The 19,305-nt window shown below is 38.9% G+C and carries 17 protein-coding genes and 1 pseudogene; 8 read left to right on the top strand and 10 right to left on the bottom strand.

Annotated features, from left to right (window positions below):
- Positions 1-48 precede the first annotated feature (48 nt).
- Together CDC37_RS11280 and CDC37_RS11275 are read left to right on the top strand one after the other, a co-directional pair.
- Complete coding sequence (locus CDC37_RS11280; protein WP_096621993.1) at positions 49-1,965, top strand: ABC transporter ATP-binding protein; 1,917 nt, start codon at positions 49-51, stop codon at positions 1,963-1,965.
- A gap of 156 nt (positions 1,966-2,121) precedes the next feature.
- Positions 2,122-2,856, top strand: coding sequence for a DUF4058 family protein (locus CDC37_RS11275; RefSeq protein ID WP_096621991.1), 735 nt, complete (start codon positions 2,122-2,124; stop codon positions 2,854-2,856).
- Between the two features lie 293 nt (positions 2,857-3,149).
- Here CDC37_RS11275 and CDC37_RS11270 read toward each other — a convergent pair whose 3' ends face one another.
- Entirely contained in the window at positions 3,150-3,764 is a 615-nt protein-coding gene (locus CDC37_RS11270) for a helix-turn-helix domain-containing protein (protein ID WP_096621990.1), read from the bottom strand.
- A 230-nt stretch (positions 3,765-3,994) separates the two neighbouring features.
- Between CDC37_RS11270 and CDC37_RS11265 the strand changes: the two genes are divergently transcribed.
- Together CDC37_RS11265 and acsF are read left to right on the top strand one after the other, a co-directional pair.
- Complete coding sequence (locus tag CDC37_RS11265; protein ID WP_096621988.1) at positions 3,995-4,738, top strand: glycosyltransferase family 39 protein; 744 nt, start codon at positions 3,995-3,997, stop codon at positions 4,736-4,738.
- Positions 4,739-4,830: 92 nt separating this feature from the next.
- A complete protein-coding gene (gene acsF / locus CDC37_RS11260) occupies positions 4,831-5,910 on the top strand; it encodes a magnesium-protoporphyrin IX monomethyl ester (oxidative) cyclase (RefSeq protein ID WP_096621987.1) in 1,080 nt (359 codons plus the stop codon).
- Positions 5,911-6,056: 146 nt separating this feature from the next.
- On the opposite strand, the gene egtB is transcribed toward acsF, so the two are convergent.
- The gene (gene egtB, locus CDC37_RS11255) at positions 6,057-7,364 is read right to left on the bottom strand and encodes an ergothioneine biosynthesis protein EgtB (protein WP_330220842.1); all 1,308 of its coding nucleotides are present in this window, start codon (positions 7,362-7,364) and stop codon (positions 6,057-6,059) included.
- Complete coding sequence (egtC, locus tag CDC37_RS11250) at positions 7,339-8,121, bottom strand: ergothioneine biosynthesis protein EgtC (RefSeq protein ID WP_096621985.1); 783 nt, start codon at positions 8,119-8,121, stop codon at positions 7,339-7,341. Before egtC ends, egtB begins: the two co-directional genes overlap by 26 nt.
- Positions 8,122-8,985: 864 nt before the next feature.
- Here egtC and CDC37_RS11245 point away from each other — a divergent pair.
- Positions 8,986-9,339 (top strand): DUF6717 family protein, encoded by a 354-nt coding sequence (locus CDC37_RS11245; protein WP_096621983.1) that lies wholly within the window; start codon positions 8,986-8,988, stop codon positions 9,337-9,339.
- 87 nt (positions 9,340-9,426) lie between these two features.
- Here the strand turns inward: CDC37_RS11245 and CDC37_RS11240 are convergent, their stop codons facing one another.
- A complete protein-coding gene (locus CDC37_RS11240) occupies positions 9,427-10,596 on the bottom strand; it encodes an aminotransferase class V-fold PLP-dependent enzyme (protein WP_096621982.1) in 1,170 nt (389 codons plus the stop codon).
- A 677-nt stretch (positions 10,597-11,273) separates the two neighbouring features.
- Between CDC37_RS11240 and CDC37_RS11235 the strand changes: the two genes are divergently transcribed.
- A complete protein-coding gene (locus CDC37_RS11235) occupies positions 11,274-12,842 on the top strand; it encodes a TM0106 family RecB-like putative nuclease (protein WP_096621981.1) in 1,569 nt (522 codons plus the stop codon).
- 311 nt (positions 12,843-13,153) lie between these two features.
- Here the strand turns inward: CDC37_RS11235 and CDC37_RS11225 are convergent, their stop codons facing one another.
- The 3 genes from CDC37_RS11225 to CDC37_RS11215 all read right to left on the bottom strand — a co-directional run bounded on the left by CDC37_RS11225 (position 13,154) and on the right by CDC37_RS11215 (position 15,148).
- Complete coding sequence (locus tag CDC37_RS11225; RefSeq protein ID WP_231943390.1) at positions 13,154-13,792, bottom strand: helix-turn-helix transcriptional regulator; 639 nt, start codon at positions 13,790-13,792, stop codon at positions 13,154-13,156.
- 153 nt (positions 13,793-13,945) lie between these two features.
- Entirely contained in the window at positions 13,946-14,344 is a 399-nt protein-coding gene (locus tag CDC37_RS11220) for a hypothetical protein (RefSeq protein ID WP_096621976.1), read from the bottom strand.
- 186 nt (positions 14,345-14,530) lie between these two features.
- Complete coding sequence (locus CDC37_RS11215) at positions 14,531-15,148, bottom strand: superoxide dismutase (RefSeq protein ID WP_096621975.1); 618 nt, start codon at positions 15,146-15,148, stop codon at positions 14,531-14,533.
- A 423-nt stretch (positions 15,149-15,571) separates the two neighbouring features.
- On the opposite strand from CDC37_RS11215, the gene CDC37_RS11210 reads away from it, so the two are divergent.
- Positions 15,572-15,757 (top strand): chlorophyll a/b-binding protein, encoded by a 186-nt coding sequence (locus CDC37_RS11210; RefSeq protein WP_096621973.1) that lies wholly within the window; start codon positions 15,572-15,574, stop codon positions 15,755-15,757.
- A gap of 790 nt (positions 15,758-16,547) precedes the next feature.
- Positions 16,548-17,291 carry an alpha/beta fold hydrolase gene (locus CDC37_RS11205; protein ID WP_096621972.1) on the top strand — a complete coding sequence of 248 codons (744 nt, stop codon included), beginning with the start codon at positions 16,548-16,550 and terminating at the stop codon, positions 17,289-17,291.
- Between the two features lie 216 nt (positions 17,292-17,507).
- Here the strand turns inward: CDC37_RS11205 and CDC37_RS25770 are convergent, their stop codons facing one another.
- The 3 genes and pseudogenes from CDC37_RS25770 to CDC37_RS11195 form a co-directional block, all read right to left on the bottom strand.
- Positions 17,508-17,822 carry a tetratricopeptide repeat protein gene (locus CDC37_RS25770; protein WP_096626097.1) on the bottom strand — a complete coding sequence of 105 codons (315 nt, stop codon included), beginning with the start codon at positions 17,820-17,822 and terminating at the stop codon, positions 17,508-17,510.
- Positions 17,823-17,888, bottom strand: a pseudogene (locus CDC37_RS25765) (hypothetical protein); the annotation flags it as partial.
- A gap of 312 nt (positions 17,889-18,200) precedes the next feature.
- The gene (locus CDC37_RS11195; RefSeq protein ID WP_096621970.1) at positions 18,201-19,283 is read right to left on the bottom strand and encodes a PepSY-associated TM helix domain-containing protein; all 1,083 of its coding nucleotides are present in this window, start codon (positions 19,281-19,283) and stop codon (positions 18,201-18,203) included.
- Positions 19,284-19,305 lie beyond the last annotated feature (22 nt).

Below are 19,305 nucleotides of genomic sequence, written 5' to 3'. Positions count from 1 at the left end.
AATCTCCTATTCTCCGATAAAGATATAATACCTAATAGTATATATATCATTAGTTTTTCTAAACTCGTGAAAAAAGCACATCCAGGACACCGTAGTCGTGATACCGACTGGCGGTTATTTTTACGGCTTCTACCCTACGCAAAACGCTATCGCCGCAATTTAATCTTGGGGATGGGGTTGTTGATTCCGATTGCGATCGCGAATGCAGTTCAGCCTTTGTTGATTGGGCAGGTGATTTCTTTAATTCGTGGTGAGGCGAATACCTACGAGTTTTTACGTAATTTACCACTAGCGGAAGGATTACGGCTATTAGAGGTTTTATTGGTGGTGACCGTGGCAATTCGCCTACTGCTGAATGGTTATCAAGGATACCTAATTCAACGGGTGGGTCAACAAATTACGGCGGCGATTCGAGAGGATTTATTTACCCACGTCACCTCTTTGGCGGTGAGATTTTTTGACCGTACTCCCGTGGGTAAGTTGATTACCCGTATTACCAGTGATGTGGAAGTACTGGGTGATGTTTTTTCTACTGGAGCTATCGGGATTATTGCGGATATATTTTCGATGTTGGTCATTGCCGGATTTATGTTTTCGGTGCAATGGCAACTTGGTTTGATGTTATTGTTAATTTTTCCCCCAGTTTCGGCGGTCATTATTTACCTCCAAAAGCGCTTTCGAGCAGCAAACTATGAAGCGAGGGAAGAATTATCCGAATTGAACTCCCAACTACAGGAAAATATTACAGGTATAAATGTTGTTCAGTTATTTCGTCGAGAAAAATTTAATGCGGAGTTATTTCGGACTGTAAATCAACGCTATGTCCAAGAAGTAGATAAGACAATTTTCTTTGATTCGGCTGTTTCGGCTACCATTGAGTTAATATCCCTACTTGCGATCGCTTTAGTTCTCTGGGTGGGTGGTTCCCTGATATTACGAAAGCAATTGGAGTTTGGGGTATTATCGTCGTTTATTTTCTTTGCTCAGAGGTTATTTGAACCCCTGCAACAATTTGCAGAGAAATTCACGATTATCCAAGCTGGGTTTACCGCGATGGAACGGGTGACCAGTATTTTGGATGAACCAATCGAAATTCGGGATTTAGAATCAAGTTCACAAAATCGCGATCGCTTTTCCAGACGAAATTCCTTTGAGCATGATTTTGAGTTTGGTTATATTGACGAAATTGTCAATAATTTAGAAGCAAAGGTTAGTAATGGCCATGCAAAGGGGGGAGAAATTCGGTTTGAACATGTTTGGTTTGCCTATAAGGATGATGATTATGTGATTAAAGACTTGGATTTTGTGATTCGTCCAGGGGAAAAAATTGCTTTGGTTGGGCCAACCGGAGCGGGAAAGAGTTCTATAATTCGTTTATTATGTCGTTTATATGAGCCGACAAAGGGAAGAATCTTAGTTGATGGGGTGGATATCAGGGAAATACCCCAAGCAGATTTACGCCGTTATATGGCGATAATTTTACAGGATGGTTTTGTCTTTGCAGGTGATGTTAAGGGTAATATTACCTTGGGAGACGGCTATGCTTTTACAGAGGTGAAACAAGCAGCTGAGAGAACAAATATTGCCCAGTTTATTGAGCAGCTTCCTGAAGGTTATGATACCCAATTACGGGAACGAGGAACAAATTTATCCAGTGGACAGAAGCAGCTTTTAGCCTTTGCTCGAGCAATGATTCGCAATCCACAAATCCTAGTTTTAGATGAAGCAACGGCTAGTTTAGATGTGGGAACGGAAGCATTAGTACAATCGGCTTTAAATGAATTATTAATTGACCGGACGGCGATTATTATTGCTCACCGTCTATCAACAATTCGCAATGTGGACAGAATTTTTGTCCTGAAACGGGGTGAGTTAATTGAGCAAGGTAGCCATCAGGAATTAATCCAGCAAAATGGTTTATATGCGACTTTACACAAGTTGCAACTGTTGGGGACGGTGACTTAATTTTTGTGGAGGAGACAGGAGATAGGGGGTAGAATTACAATATCAAGCTGGTAAATCCGTGATTAATTCATGGGAATACCCCTGTGGGGAAAGATGTAACATGTTACGTCTCTACTTGCAATTGCAATTTTTTCCTCCCACTTACTGAATAGTATTATGGTATTGCAAGACCATTTTCACCCTCCTCTTTCTCTACGTCGTCATTGGCACGCTTTTCACAATGCTTGGGCTACCTATATTGCTTCCTATCTCAATTCTTTGCTACCAAATGGTTATTTTGCGGAACCGAATGTGCAGTTTGGAATTGAAATTGATGTCGCTGCATTTTCCGATGATGGACAGGAGTTTGCGGATCAAGATAGGGTCGTTCGTTTACCAAGTGATTTTTCCTACAATTGGCAACCTACACCTCCACAACAAAGTTTACCTTTTCTGCCAACAACTGAAGCTGTCGAAATTAGTATTTTTAATACTGAAGCCGGGCTAACTTTAGCGGGTGCAATTGAACTTGTTAGTCCTGCAAATAAAGACAGAGCTTCCCCTTGTCAGGCTTTTGTTGCTAAATGTGAAACCTATTTAAGACAGGGAATTGGTTTAGTAATTATTGATGTTGTTACGGTCAGAAAAGCAAATTTACATAATGAGTTATTAAAGAAAATAACTAGTGGTGATTTTGTGGTTTTGAATAGCGATTTGTATGGTACATCCTATCGGGTAATTGAATCGAATCAGGAAGTAAAATTAGATATTTGGCAACAGGAAATTTCCGTTGGTGCTGCATTACCGACGCTACCACTATGGCTCAGGGGTAATCATTGTTTTCCGTTGGAATTAAATGCAATTTATGAGCGAACCTGTAAAGAACAACGCATAGTTGTTAATAGTGCGTGATGGGGGAATACGGGATACAGGAAATTAAGGGCTGAAAGGTTGTTTAAAAAGTCATTTTTAATACTTGAATTATTGTTTTTGGGAGCAGGAAGGGACGCGACATGTCACCTCTGTACTCTCGAAGGAAAAATCAGCTTGATAACCCCATGTCCAGAGTTAGGACGATAGTCAAAATAGTGATAATTAATACTTGAAAATCATCCTTTGATGCAAAATTAAATATGTATTGTCACTCCTCAACAGATTGCTAGATATATTTTCAGACATAATCAACAATGATTACCAATCTGATACTATTCAACTACTTCTGCTTGCTCAGGTTTTTCTGATATATTTTGAAGTGCCATAATTTGCTGTTGAAGCTGATGATTTTCTACTTGCATAGCTTGCAATTTGGTTTGTAATTCTTGATTCTCCTGACGAAGTTGAATCACTTCTGGATTATCGATGGGGAAACTAAATTTTTGGAGAAAATCCCCTAGGGGTAAGGAGAGAGTTTGGGAAATTTGTTGCAGTTCGCTAATTTTCAGATTACTAATATTACCATCCCGTAATTCCCAGAGGGTGGTGTCACTAACTCCAGTTTTCTGTTTGAAAGTTTGCCAATTACTAATTCCAGCTTGACGCATTAATGGTAGTAGCTGTTTGTCCTGATTACCTTGGGTGTACAACAAGGTAAATATCAACTTTAAAATTACGATCGCAATCAACAAAACAATGACTGCAAACAGTAATACCAGTACCCAGTTAATTACCGTCACCGGTCCAGGAAAAAGGTCAACTTTCTGTGCAGAAACGGCTTTACGGCTTGCCTTCCCGAATAGTTTAGCAAACAAATAGAGATTTGCGATCGCGGGATGGATAGTTAGCAAATTCGGAAAGTTGGTACTGAGATAATTCTGTAGCATTTTTCTCTATTTTCGCGTCGTTTGATATTTTAACCTGTTTCGTCTAATTTCCCATCTGTCCCGAATACACTTTAAAATCAATTGTGGATAGTTAAACCCGATCCATTTTGAGATTGCGTCCTCATAATCCTACGGGAAGTTGTGACGTGTCTACGCAATGACGAAAACTTCAGTTTTGATGATGGACAAGATTTAATCTACAAATCTCACACCCAAATTTTGCCAATTCTATGGAGGAGTGGTTGATAAATTTACGTAATTTCATAACTCGACAATTTCTGATTGTCCCCAATTGGTTATTATCGGTGGTGATAATTACGTTGGTATTGGGTACGGGATTACGCTTTACCAATCTCGATTTCCAGCTATTTTCCCATGATGAAGCCTATACTTTGTTGAGGGTTACTGGTTACACAACTACAGAAGTTCAAGAGCGTATTTTTACTGGTGAAATTGTCACCCAAAACACCCTTATCCAATTTCAAAATCTCAAACCTAATTCCCATTTTACTGACACTATAAATTCCCTAGCACTAGAAGACCCCCAGCATCCACCGTTATATTATTTACTTGCACGGATTTGGGTGCAAATTTGGGGTAGTTCTATTTTTACTATTCGCTGTTTCTCCGCCATCATTAGTTTAGCTGTATTTCCAGCGATGTACTGGTTGTGTCGGGAACTATTTAAGGTTCCCCATAGTACTGCAATCATTGCGATCGCATTAGTCGCTGCTTCTCCTCTTCAGCTTTTGTTTGCTCAGGAAGCACAGGAATACGGTTTAGGAATGGTCACGGTATTATTTGCAAGTGCTGCTTTGTTGCGAGCGATACGTTTAAATGGAAGCAAAGTATCACAAATTACAAAAATCTGGAGTTGGGTGATATATGCATGTTTAATAGCTATCAGTTTATACACGCTTTTTTTCAGTATATTCGTGGTGGCTTTCCAGGGAGTGTATATATTGTGTAACTAAAAGTTGAGAATTATTAAAATGTCTACCAGGACAAGCAAAGAAATATGTTTAGATAACTATTAAGAAGCCCAAAAACACTGCCAATACTAAACATGGTTACATCTTTATCCAAACCAGAATTATCACGGGGAATTAAATCACCAACCAAAGAAACCCTGTTAACACCCCGATTTTATACAACTGATTTTGATGGCATTGCCGAAATGTCCATATCTGCTGACCGTGCTGAAATTGAGGCAATTGTCGCTGAATTAAAAGCCGATTATAATCGCCACCATTTTATCCGTGATGAGGAATTCAAACAGTGCTGGGATAATCTACCTAATGATAAAAAAGTTGCCTTTATCGACTTTTTAGAACGGTCTTGCACATCGGAATTTTCCGGCTTTTTGTTATTTAAAGAACTATCCCGTCGTCTGCAAAAGAAAAACCCTTTATTAGCTGAAGCATTTAGCTATATGGCCAGAGATGAAGCTCGTCATGCTGGCTTTTTAAATAAAGCAATGGCTGATTTCAATCTCTCCTTAGATTTAGGCTTTTTAACCAAAAACCGTACCTATACATTCTTTCCCCCTAATTGGATTATTTATAGCGTTTATCTCTCCGAAAAAATCGGTTATTGGCGCTATATCCTCATGTTTCGTCATCTAGAAAAACACCCCGAATACCAGTTTTATCCCCTATTTCGCTACTTTGAAAGCTGGTGTCAAGACGAAAATCGTCACGGTGACTTCTTTAAAGCCCTCTTGCGATCGCAACCCCAAATGTGGAACAATTGGAGGGCTAGACTATGGTCGCGCTTTTTCCTGTTGACCGTATTTGTCACCCATACTTTAACAGTGTTGGAACGTGCTAATTTCTATAAAGCAGTCGGTATCGATGCCCGTCAATATAATCTAGAAGTAATTGAAAAAACTAACGAAACTGCTGCACGAGCATTCCCCACGATTTTAAACACTAAGCATCCCGACTTTTTCCGTCGTTTAGAAGCTTGTTCCGATAGCAATTTCAAGTTGAAATTACGAGAAATTCAAAATAGTAACACTGACAAACCCAAAATTATCCAATGGGTGGAAAACCTACCATTGATGGTGTCAATTATATGGCATATGCTATGTCTATTTTTGATGAAACCCATCGATGCCGAAGAAATCCGTGATACAGTTTATTAATCGTCTGATTAATTCCTGCTAAATCTGATAAATTTCGGTGAAAATTCGGGTTTTTGAACCAGTCTTGATGAAACAAGATTATTTTGCTCAAAACCCGAATTTTTGATGATATCTATTCATCCATCCTAAAAGTAAAACACTATTCACTAACCATCATCGCTTTTTGCACAGCGAAACCCAGCAAAAATTTGTCTGACGGATGGATAATACCAATTACGGAAACTTGCACGTAATGACCATTGACGGGTTGCAAAACTACTTCCCTTCAACACCCGGTGTTTATCATCAAAATAAGCTTGAGAATAACCAGGATAGGGATAGGGTCGAAATTGGGGATAGGGAGCAAACCAGGATGCTGTCCATTCCCACACGTTTCCTAAAGCATCATACATCCCGTAGGGACTTTTACCATCTGGATGAGCATTCACAGGTGATGTTCCATGAGCAAGGGTATTTTCATCTGTTCCCAACCCTGCAAGATTAAAATTACAGTATTTTTGACTAGGAGCTGCTTCCCCCCAGGGATAGGTATAACTAGTTTGCATATCCGCATCCCAACGAGCTGCTTTTTCCCATTCCGCTTCCGTAGGTAAACGTTTACCGACAAACTTCGCAAAAGCTTCCGCTTCATACCAACTCACCCCACATACCGGATGGTTGTCTTCAGCAACACAATCACACCAATACAACGGTTGATTCACCCTTTCACTTTGTAACCACTTCCATCCTGAATCTGACCACAACTCTCGATTTTCGTATCCCCCTGCTTCCATAAATTTGCGAAACTGTCCCCGTGTCACCGGATAAGCATCGATGTAATAGGTATCTAGATAAACTCGATGCTCCCCTTTTTCATTATCGAGCGATCGCATATCATTGCTACCCATGATAAATTCCCCTGCAGGAATTTTCAGCATGGTGTCCCCATCCACCAATTCCGATTTCACCTCCCTTGCTGAGGTATTTACACTATTTCTTCCATTCGGAAATATGGCACAACAATTGTGATTTTTTTCTAACAACTTCAACACCAACAAAATGGTTTCCCCATGTTGACTTTCGTGCTGAAGTAAGAATTGCATTAATTCCGCTGAAATATCCTGATTGTTTAAACACTTGATCACCCTCTCCCTGACCGAATCCAGTAAATCCCGTGTCTGCTCAATACTCGGTAAATTTACCCTCTCCGATTTTGGTAAACCATCAGCTGCATATAATCGCGTATTTTCTGGGAAAATTGCATCTCGATGACCACAGCGTTTAAGTAGCCATAAAGACTCTATATAGGCAATGTGACCAAAATGCCAACCAACAGGACTAAAATCCCGATGAGCTTGTGACTTAAAAACTTCTGGATTCACATTCGCCAACATTGTTAGGGTTTGTTGACGACACCTTTGCAATTCATCCATGATTTTATGTTTTAAATTATACTGTTTGGCTACGAATGTCACACTTGTCTCCCAGACGGATGATACTGTTTTCTGAAAATGACTGCCAATCACCTCTAAATAGCGGTTCGGAAGCAACAATAACTGAATTCGGAAACTCCTCAGTATGCTGTATCCAATACAACGATGGAGCCGGTGGATTAGTTGTATAACGCGCTGCCACTAACTCCTGTCCATCACTAATGACAACATTGATCTGAGCGTTAGTTTGACATTCTTCCGCCCAAGCCTGTAAATCCAATAAGGTAGAATGCAAAGCAGTTTCAACTGACCAATCTGGATTTGCTTGCAAGTAGTTCAGAATCAGTGCCAAAATATGTTCCGAGTCTGTACTTCCACCAATCCAGCTATATATTTCATTACTTAAAGTTGCACGTATTTTCCGGTATAATTTTTGTCGAAAATTATCAATTCTTCCATTGTGGATAAATAATAAGTTTTTGTAATTAAAGGGTTGAGAATTACTTAAGTCCAAAGCTTGTCCAGGTGTTGCACTGCGCACATAAGCCAATAAACAGTTGGATTGAATAAAGCGGCTCAAACCCGGTAAATTTACGTCATTCCAAATCGGTATGGTGTGACGGTAGCTAAAAGCTTCCCCATCAGAACCGTACCACCCCACCCCAAAACCGTCTGCATTCACCACACCGGAAATCATTTCCCGTGGTTGATAGCTCTGAACCACCAGGGAATGTTGTGGTTGATACAATAGCGGATAAAGGGGTATTTGTTTCCCCAGGTAGGCGAGTAAACGACACATTGTTACTTTATATGTGATTTAAATTACTATTACTCAATCACTGTGTAAGTTTAAATATTTAGCATTTATTGGAGGTAAAGTCAAAATATACACTTTTGGACTCCACTTGCCGAGGTTGAGGGTAATTTGCCGCAGTCTTGTGGGCGATACAAGTATAGATGGGGTAGTTTGCCCTAACTGCTACAGCTATACTCGCCTTAATTACGGAATTATTTGTTTGATGTAGTGTAAATAATATAACGAAAATCTCGAAGAGAGGAAAAATAGTTAAATTAATTACTTGAACATCCACTTATACTGAGTTATCTGAAGTATCAAACAGCATATTCCCCGATTTAAGTCATAAATCTGGATAATTCTTCTTAAAATCTTTATGTAAAAACTGATTTTCTCGGTTTAATCTCGTATTTAGACGATTAAAAGCATTTGCCCCTGTTGTGGAACAAATTAATGATTAAATCAATAATTCAACAAAATTTTCACAAGATTTGGATTAAAAAATTTTGGCAACAAACTACGTCTATATATAGCAGTCCGAAATGATTTGCCAAATCTTACATCTAAGGTTGTTGACTGTTAACGGTTGACACTAAACAGCCATAGACCTAGACACGTGTAGCGTGACTTCTCTACAAGAATACTTCTCCTAGGATACAGCCAAAACTAATATTTTTCACTACTTAAATCGGATTGCTATAGTTCAATCACCTTCCCGATTCCCCACTCCCTACTCCCTAAAGGTTTTGAGGGTTTGCTGTAAATATGGGTTTTGTGTTCCCTATTGTAATAATTGACAAGATGATTTTTAGAGAATCTCTGATTGTCATCAAGAAAGCTTTCAGCGAGCAATAGGATGTGTAATTTATGAAAAATTCCTTAATTATGCAAATATATCCCTATCGTCACCGGGGAATATGGGTATTTGATGACGCACAAATTGGTTTTTCCCAAGAACCTTTTGTCGGTGGTGCGCCAGAAATTATTGATATTTTAGTTCGAGATATACCCACCGTTGATGAAGGGTTTCGGTTGCTGTTTTCAGATACTCCTTTTTTAGGTTATCAAGCGGAATTAATTTGGATGCGAACCGAATACAGTGGTCAATGGTATTGCTGGATTGAAAATAAAATCGAAAGTTGGTTTTGTCCTTCCTTGTTAGGGTATTTTGATCAACCACCTAATCGTATTTACTGTAAAGCTGAAAGTCTGTATTTTTGATGGTTAGGGAGTGGGGAACAGGGAATAGAAAAATGAAAGTGGTTTTTGCCTACACCCTACTCCCTCTGTATCAAGGGAGTAAGTTTGCTACTTATTTGACAATCTTAAAAAAAATTTAACAGCCTCAACTAGGGTGTCTATTTCGGATTTGAGGGTGAAATAATGGACGCAAGCACGGACACAATTGGGGTGAGCAATGGTGCGGAGATAAATCCTTTGGGATTCGAGTTTTTTGACTAGATGGCTGTGAATTAGGGGGTCGTTACTGTCAATTTGAAAAGAGACTAAACCGCTTCGGGGTGGGGAAGTTAGTAACAATTTAACCTGGGGTATTTGTTGAAGTTGTTCCCAAAGGTAACGGCTATTGGTGCAAATTTGTTTGTGACGTTGATTGGCATTTCCCCATTGCTCATGAACTGCGATCGCACTGACCAAACCCTGCCATAATGGATAATCGGAGGTGGCGATTTCGTATTTACGTCCATCGCGATGCCAACCTGTGGGCTGACCGTTGATGTCTGTGGGAGTGCTGCGCCAACCGACGAAGGTCGGACGTAGTGTTTCCTGTAATTCCCGACGGACATATAATCCCCCTAAACCAGCTGCACCACACAGCCATTTATGACCAGTAAAGGCATAGAAATCTACCCCTAAACTAAATAAATCTAAAGGTAGAACCCCCACCGATTGCGCTGCATCCACTAACAAACGGGTTCCATTTGCATTACAAAGTTGGGCAATGGTGTCTAATTCCAAAACTTGCCCTGTATTCCACAATACATGACTCACAACTACTAATCGAGTTTGCGGACGCAGGTGTTCCGCAATAATTTGGGGTGGGTCTCCCTGATTGCAGGTTGCTAAAATCGGACAGGTCGTCACCTCTACACCAAAACGACGGGAAATTTCTTGGGCGATCGCTACCACCGCATGATGTTCGCAGTCGGTTAATAGTAAATGGTCGCCTTTTTGCCAATCAATCCCCCACATGGCAATATTACAACCGACGGTGACATTTTCTGTCAAAGTAATAGTATCTGGGGTGACACGCAATAAATCAGCTAAAGCTGTCTTCGTTTTCTCGGTTGTCTGTTCAATCCACGGTACCATCGAATTACTAAAGGGACCTAGTTCCTGGATTTGCTGATGGGCTAGAAATATGGCATCAATCGCTGCTTGAGGCATAGTTCCTTGTCCGCCATAATTAAAATAGAACTTGTTTTTGAGTCCAGGAAATTGGTCACGATGGGAATTCATGGGGAATGGAAATACAGGATACAAAATACAGGATACAGGATATAGTTCCGTTCTAAGGATTGGCGGAAGGGAGATAGGAACTATTGAAGGATGGAATGGATAATAACCTAAGTTGCTATATCTTGGCCCACCGTCCCCCGAATTTGATACAAAAATTAGGTTTTTGAGTGATTTCAAATACACTAAAATCTGGTTTTATACTGGTAATAGGGCGTTTTTTTGTTCAAAAATACCCTGAATGGGATTTGGGATTTGAGATTTTGGATTTTAAAATGCACTTATATACCATTTCACTCAAATTTTGATACATTTTCTTCTCCTGCTCCCAAAAGTTCTCCCCTACTTCCCACCCCCGAAAGTCTTAGCCTGGATTTTGAGCGAGTAAGTTGTAAGCCTTGAGTAACGGATTGATTTTCCTTCTACTCCCGTCACGGATTACTCCCTATTCCCCATGAGTTTTAGGGTTTTGTGAGAAATCCGGGTTAAATACCTCCTGTCTCCCGTATTCTGGAAACGCTAATCATTATGTACTTTGGAAGTAACCACAATGCTCTCTAACTAGTCTGGCTAACAACTAAACAGCTAACCGCTTGAATATATATACCTCCGCTCCCCTGATATCCTGGATTCTGTCTCCTGTTCCCTATATTCCCAACCGAAAATTCGCCAGCCATCAAATGTTCATAAATGCCGAGCTATTGTTACAATATCAACGCTGTCAACGCCGTTCCTACCTAGATGTTCGTTATGATGTTCAGCGTCGAGATGCACCGACTGACCTACTAATCAAACTCCAAAATGATCGGCTTGCTCGTCAACGGCAAATATTAACGCGGTGGAGGTATTCTCGTCCCCAATCTCCCCATCAAAATCGAACTGCTGCGATCACGGAAACAATTGAATTGATGCAAAGGGGGACGGATTGTATATACGATGGTACTTTAACTATCCGCTATGGAGAAATTCCGGTAATAGCGGAAATTACCGAGAAACTGGATGATGTTGATAATTTTGACAACATCACCCTTATCAGTAATCCCGATTTATTGATTAAAGTCCCAGGCAAATCCCGTTTTGGTGACTGGGCGTACATTCCTGCTAGTATAGAATTGGGAAAGCGTCCGAAGCAGGAATATCAAGTTGTGGCGGCCTTCCATGCCCAAATTCTGGCAGCAATTCAAGGTGTCACCCCGAAAACAGCGTTATTAATGTTACGGGGTAAGGATAGCGATTATCCGGTTGATTTATCCAGATGGATACCCCAGACCCAAATCCTACTTCGGGAATGTCTGGAAACACTGGTAGCACAGGAAGCACCGGAAGTGTTTATTTCCCGACAAAAATGTAGTTTGTGTCACTGGTACAGTGATTGTTATGCGACAGCCCAAACCCAACGTCATCTTTCCTTGCTACCGGGGGTGACACCAGGTCGTTACACCCAACTGCAAAACCTCGGTATCACAACCCCAGAATCCCTCGCCAACGCGAATCCAGAACTGTTAGCTAGTTTACCCGGTTTTGATGGCGATGTGGCTCCTCGCTTAGTATTACAAGCCCAATCTTTGCTGGAAAATCGTCCCCTCCTGCTTCCCGAACCCCTATCTAAGTTTCCCAATGGGGTATCTGATTTATACACCTTAGCGAATTTGCGTCCCCAATTAGGTAGAATTCAGGAAATTATTACCTCCACATCGGAATATGAGATTTATTTTGATATTGAAGCCCAACCCGATTTAAATTTAAATTACCTGTTGGGTGTGTTAGTAGTTAATCGTCAAAATCACCAGGAAAAATTTTATTCTTTCTTAGCTGAACATCCCGACCAAGAAAAGTCAATTTGGCAGGATTTTCTCGAATTAATGTGGGCTTACCCCCAAGCACCAGTATACCATTTTTGTGTCTATGAATTTGATACCGTCAAACGATTGGCTCAACAATATCGCACCCGGCAAAATAGCGTGATTCCGGTTTTAAATCGATTTATTGATATTTACGAAGAACTTACCCGGAATGTAGCCTTACCTATCGAAAGTTATGCCCTCAAAGCGATCGCTCGGTGGTTAGGATTTAGTTGGCGTGACCCAGAAGCCAGTGGAGCTAAGTGTATTTACTGGTATGACCAATGGTTGAAAACTGGCGATCGCAATTTACTCAAACTCATCCAAAGATACAACGAAGACGACTGTCGAGCTACCCGTAGTGTGAAGGAATGGTTAGTTCAATTTTTTCAGGATTTAAATGTGTAGGCGATGAATAACAGTTATGTCGCTATCCCAACTCGGTGTGCGAAGAAACTGGAAAAGTCAAGAGTATTACTGCTGGCGATATTTGAGGATGTCGTCGGCAGTTTTTTTGCATGGATTCAAGTCGAGATAATACCAATTATCTCAAATGAGGTAACAAATGCGATCGCAATGATAATTATATTTGACCAAAGACCAAACAGGCTTCCTGTTACCTTGAGGATATTGCTGAAGTGTAAACCGCTTACTATGGTAATCAAAGGCACCATAATATCTCTGTCTTGATTTCCTCACCTCGACAACACCCTTTAAACTCACAATATCGTATTTGCTGCTTGTTCACAATCTATTTGTGATTGCTGTATTAATCGAATTCGATAGGTACAACGTCTGGAACCATTTAGAATATGTTCTACCCTTTCCACTTGTACCTCATCTCCTAAAATATGTCTAAATATTTTTAATTCTGAATCACACAACAGGGAACAATTTTGAGCAGCAGTGCAAATTGAACAATGATTTTCGACTAGTAATAATTCTATTTTTGAGACTTCAATTAATTCTGCCATATACCCTTCTTGAGTGCGAATTTCTGCCAGTATATTCGCCTTTTCTCGAATATTGAGATGGGGTGCTATTTGCTGTAAATAGGCTTGAATTTGGGCTTGAGTACGCTCTTGAATTAATAATTCTAATCCAAGTTCCCCAAATACACTGGTGACACTTTCTAATAACTGAACTATTAAATCTGCATGATGATTGGGAAACAAATTTAAGGATTTTTCTGTTAATTGCCATAATTTTAATGGACGACCAACAGCTTGCTTTAATTCCTGGTAACTGACTAATTCCTCTGAGAAAAGATTTTGCAGGTGTTGACGAATTGCCATTGGTGACACCTTTAATTGTTGTGCTAGGTCTGTAGCTGTCTGCGCTCCTTTCCATTTTAGCAATTGTATAATTCCATTTTTTACTCGTACACGCTCAATTGTCGCAAATTTACCCATATCACCTGGATAGACTGTCGGGGAATGTCTATATATTAGGATACTGGGATACAGGGGAAAGGAGAAAAGCGGCTTTTTCTGTTTATATCTGTTGATTGATTAGCTTTGGATCTGAATTAAATTTCCTAGCAATAACCCTAACTCAGCTAAACCTGTAGAATAGACGAGCGATCGCTGATAACTCCACAGATGAAATTTCAGTTTCACCCCAATCCAGGAATTAATGATTGTCACCAAACCAATGGCAACGGATTCGTATATACTGAAACTTGGTTTTGTCTGTTGAACTGCCATTGCGATCGCGCTCGCAAGTAAACCGGAAATCATCACTACCAGTGGTTTTTGCTGCTGGTAATTTCCTTGCACATTAAATTTCTCTTGATACTCTAAATTTACCAAATAATAATGATAAAGAAAAATCCCCAAACCCCAAAAAATCAGATTTATCTGCAATAAACCTAAACACCACCCCACTACACCATAAAAAATAACATTCATCAAACTTAAACTGATAACCCGGAAAACTCTTTGCTGTATATATTTATGTGAATTCCCGGTAAGATGTTTGTCTTTCATAGAATTTCCAGTTCTAATATCTTTTTCACACTATCGGTGACAACAGAAAATACAATCTCAGAAGACGCAGCATTTTACCACGTCTCCAAATCCTAACCAGTGAAACACTTACATTTGCGTAGACATCGCTAACCGATTATTCACTTCCGACCAATTCACCGTGTTCCACCATTGCTTCAAATACTCTGCACGACGGTTTTGATACTTGAGATAGTAAGCGTGTTCCCAAACATCATTACACATGATCGGAAAATTTCCATCTGTCCAAGGACAATCCTGGTTCGGAGTACTCATAATTTCTAACTTACCTGCTGTATTCCTTACTAACCAAACAAAACCACTACCAAAGCGTTTTGCACCTGCATCATTAAATTGGGTTTTGAAGTTCTCAAAGTCACCAAAGTTATCTTTGATGGCTTCAGCAATCTCTCCCGTCGGTTCACCTCCGCAATTTGGACCCATCAAAGTCCAGAAAATAGAATGGTTGAAGTGTCCTCCTCCATTATTCCGTATCCCATTCCGTACCGCTTCCGGTAAACTGTTCAAATCTCTAATCAGGTCTGCAATGCTTTTACTTTGCAAATCTGGATAATCTGCTAATGCAGCATTTAAGTTGTTGACATAACCACCGTGGTGAAAACCGTGGTGAATTTGCATTGTTTGTGCGTCTATATAGGGTTCTAGCGCATCCGTTGCATAGGGTAAAGGCTTTAATTCAAAGACCATAACACTTCTCCTCCAGGGAATTACTTTTGATAGATAAATATATCAAAACTTTCAATAGAAAAATCTATCAAAATATAACGCAACGATGAGAAATACTAAGTATAAATGCAATCCAGCAATATTCAACCTAGCATGAGCAATATCTAAAGTCTTAAACCCTTGAAATTACGTAGCCACTCTTAACTATTGCTAAATTATGTCAATAATTCTTGATGTTCAATATATTTATTCACAACCCAAAAACAGGAGCATAAGGGAATTAAGGCATGATTAAAATTATTTTCCCTAATCTTTAAGAACGGATTATTAGTAAACTGGATGAGTAAGTCCCAAAAAATTATCAAAATAAATACTTGATTTATTGAAAAATTATAGCTATAATAATTTACATAAGTTCACAGATTGTAGTTTGGAGTACAAAAGATGACAGACACAACAAAAGTGAGTACAGAAAAAATTGCAGGGGGCGATCGCAATGGTTGGGTTTGGGGTTTCACTCCCCAAGCGGAGATTTGGAATGGTCGTTTGGCAATGATTGGATTTTTAGCAGCAGTGCTAATTGAGATATTTGCAAATAAAGGATTTCTTCACTTCTGGGGTATTTTATAAAATACGGTTATTGGGTTAATTGCACTTTTTTGTATTGATTACAGATAGTTACTCTTGCTTTGGGTAGATAAAAGTAACTGAAGTAGTGAACAAGCAGATCAGAGTTGATAGCCAACTCCATGTCGTGACGGAGCATAAGCGATATGGAGTTTTTCCTATGTATAGGTGAATTCATCGATTTATCTTCCAAGAACGCGCTTATTGTTGAGCTTCCCAAAGTTGACTGTAGATAAGGTAGCTACAGGAAAGCTCACTGAAGGATTTTGGATTATACTTTGCACTAAATGGAAGATTTGCAGATTATTAGGAAACAATACTGATAAGATTGGTATTGATGGATAAGTATAAATACTCTCTAAATCCAAGTATCAAACCATATGGTACTAGGTTGACACTTCGCAGGTAAATTTATCTATTCCAGTGATGGTTTCTATCCTTGTGATAATCATGGTTTTACAGGTTGACCTCAGTCAAGTTGATGTGTAATTGAGGTAAATTTACATTTAGAAACAAAAAATATGTCCAGGGTACACATTTTTCGCTTCTAAATGCTTTATGATATTACCTATAAACTATTGCAAAAAATAATCATTAGCTTGGGAGTAATCTAACCTAGAAAATGGAAGCGGAGTGGTTATAACTACCTACTACTCCCCTGACAGAAATGGAGTTGGGATGCTACAGGTTTATAGTCATCCCTGATTTCCAGCAATTGTTGGGGAATGGGTCGAGGATGAAAAACAGAGGGAATCATCTGTGTGAGAAGAAATAACCTACTGGAGTCAAAAGAATGTCTATTAATTTGAATATGCTTTGGGTTAGCGCTAGTCCAGCACTGAGATTTTTGGATGAACCGGTGTTAAATTACTTGTCTCAATATACTGCGATCGCCAGATGGGAGTACCATCAAACAGTAGATGAAGGTGGTTCTAGTGAGGTTGCTGTTTGCTTGTTGTTAAATATCATTAAGCAAAATAAGCGTCCAATTCATTTAATTGGTCACGGAGTTGGAGGGGTGATAGCTTTACTTTTTGCACGTCGCTATCCAGAGTTAGTTAGTTCCTTAACCTTGCTAGCGGTTGCAGTTCAACCAGCAAATACATGGCACGCTCATTACTACCAACAGCGTAAGTTATTTTCCCTCAGTCGTCAACAAGTTTTACTGAATACTGTCTATAATCTATTTCGTGAGAAATTACCCTGTCAATCCCATCGATTAGTGAATATTTTCAGTCAAGATTTAGATAATATACCCCTATCCCACTCTTTATTACAAATAGAAAAAATATCCAAAGGTAGTGTATCCATGCCATTAATGGTATGTGGAAGTAAAACTGACCCCATTGTGAGTTATCCGGAATTACATGGTTGGAGAGAATGGCTAAAACCACAGGATGTAATTTGGGAATGTCCCCAAGGAAGTCATTTTTTTCATTATTTTTACCCGGAGAAAGTGGCTGATCAGGTATTAAAGTTCTGGAATTATTCCGCTTTTAACCATCATCAAGCTAATAATACAAAAATACAGAATTAAGGACAAATCATTCAGGAAAAATAATTCATAGTAATTCGGTTTTTTATGTAAAATTCCTAATTCCTGGACTTACTCTGCATTTCCCATAAGTAAGTTATAAGCGTTGAGTAATGGTTGACTTCTCTACTACCTCCTACTCCCTGGAAGTTTTAGGGATTACTGATAAATCCGGGTTTTGACTACTACCTAATTCCTATGTTTCTTTATCTGGTATATTTATTCCAGGGATTGAGAGTGATTACCACTTATTAAGTCTAATTGTTGAATTACAAGTTCTCTGTTGCGTTGAATAGATTGATTATCAGGAACAATTGCTAAAGCTCGGTCAAAAGACGCTAAAGACTCCTGGTAACGACCTAAGTTAAATAATACATCACCCTGATTATTCCAAGCTAAAGCTTCTCCTGTTTTACCCCATCTTTGGTCTCCTTTTAGAGCAAAACTACAGGAAGTTAGTGCTTGAGAATACTTTTCTAGTTTACTTAAAACACCACAGCGATTGGCTAAAACTAAAGAAGATTCAGGATTAATTAATAATGCATGATTATAGGATGTTAAAGCTTCATGATAGCGACCTAATGAAAATAGTTTTTCACCACGATTGTTCCATCAGGTATCATTATCTGGATAGAATTTAAGTGCGAGATTACAAGAGTCTATACCATCTTCTCCAGATAATATCTGACAATATACAGTCATGACATGGGGATGAAATGGTAAGTTCACAAGTTGTGATTGCAAATTCTCATCTAACTGTGATGCATGGAGTGGAGTAACAAAGAAAAAAAATCCTATCATCAACATGGATAAAAATCTAACTATATAAAAATTGAACATACAATTACCTCGATTTGTCTGGGATAAGTTACAGTTTAGGATTAATTCCTAAGTGAGTATGTTATGCTGGAATCATTGTTTATTTTTGTTGCTCTTTTTTTTGGCATAACCATAGGATTTATGCCAAAATATAGCCAAACCACTGATAAATAAAAAAAGTGGTACAAATCCAAATAAAAAATAAATTAATTTGCTGACGATACCACCATAATCACCTTTATGTAAAGGATAAAGGGATGCTAAAAATTTATCTATCCCAGGTATTTTACGAAGGTTTTCAATCTTTAATATCTCCCCAGTATATTGGTCTAAATAAACATAACTTTTGCCATTGACATTCAAATCTCCAGCTAGTCTCTTTCTAACGATGACAGGGGATGTCTCACTTGTCGGTGCTACTAACATAGTTACTTTTCCATCCACTAAAGCTAGATTTGCTCTCGTGATAAATTCATCTAAATCTAGCTTTTTATTTACTCTTGGTATTGACGCGATTAATTCTGGTTGAGGAATCCCCATAATTTGGTATCCCCAATATTTTACTGGTTGTTTAAACACCATTAAAGTACCTGTAATACCCATAAAAATTAAAAAAATTACAGATATGACTCCAATCACCTGATGAAAATCATAATTAATTAGATGCTTCGGTGCATGAAATCTAATTTTAAAACCTGCTGATAATCTCTTCCATCCCACCCATAGGGATAATCCATTAATCACCCTGGTCATTAATAAAATACCACAGATACCAACCAAAAATTCCCCAAAATTACCAGATAATAAATTAGTATGAATTTGACGAATTACTCCTAAAAAGTGATTCTTATCTATCACTGCTAATATCTTTCCAGTGTAGGGATTGAGATAGACTATTTTTGCTGTTTGTAGCACAACTTGATATGCATCATCCTGTTTTTGGGGAATGTTGATGTAATGTAACTTCTCCCCAGGAAATTTTTCGCTGATAATATTGGCAGTTTGCTGTATAGAAATGCTTGTGGAGTTCGGGGTGAGATGATGTATTTGTGGATATACAAAAGAATTGATTTCTGCACTAAAAACTAATATACTACCAGTTAAAGTTATAATCGCCAAAAACAATCCAACTAATATGCCAATATAGCGATGTATCCGTGGGTGTTGTTTTCGCATATTGTGTTAGTGTCCTCTTGGT

This window comes from Calothrix sp. NIES-3974 (assembly GCF_002368395.1).
GTDB lineage: Bacteria > Cyanobacteriota > Cyanobacteriia > Cyanobacteriales > Nostocaceae > NIES-3974.
This window is presented reverse-complemented; position numbering and strand designations above follow the sequence as displayed.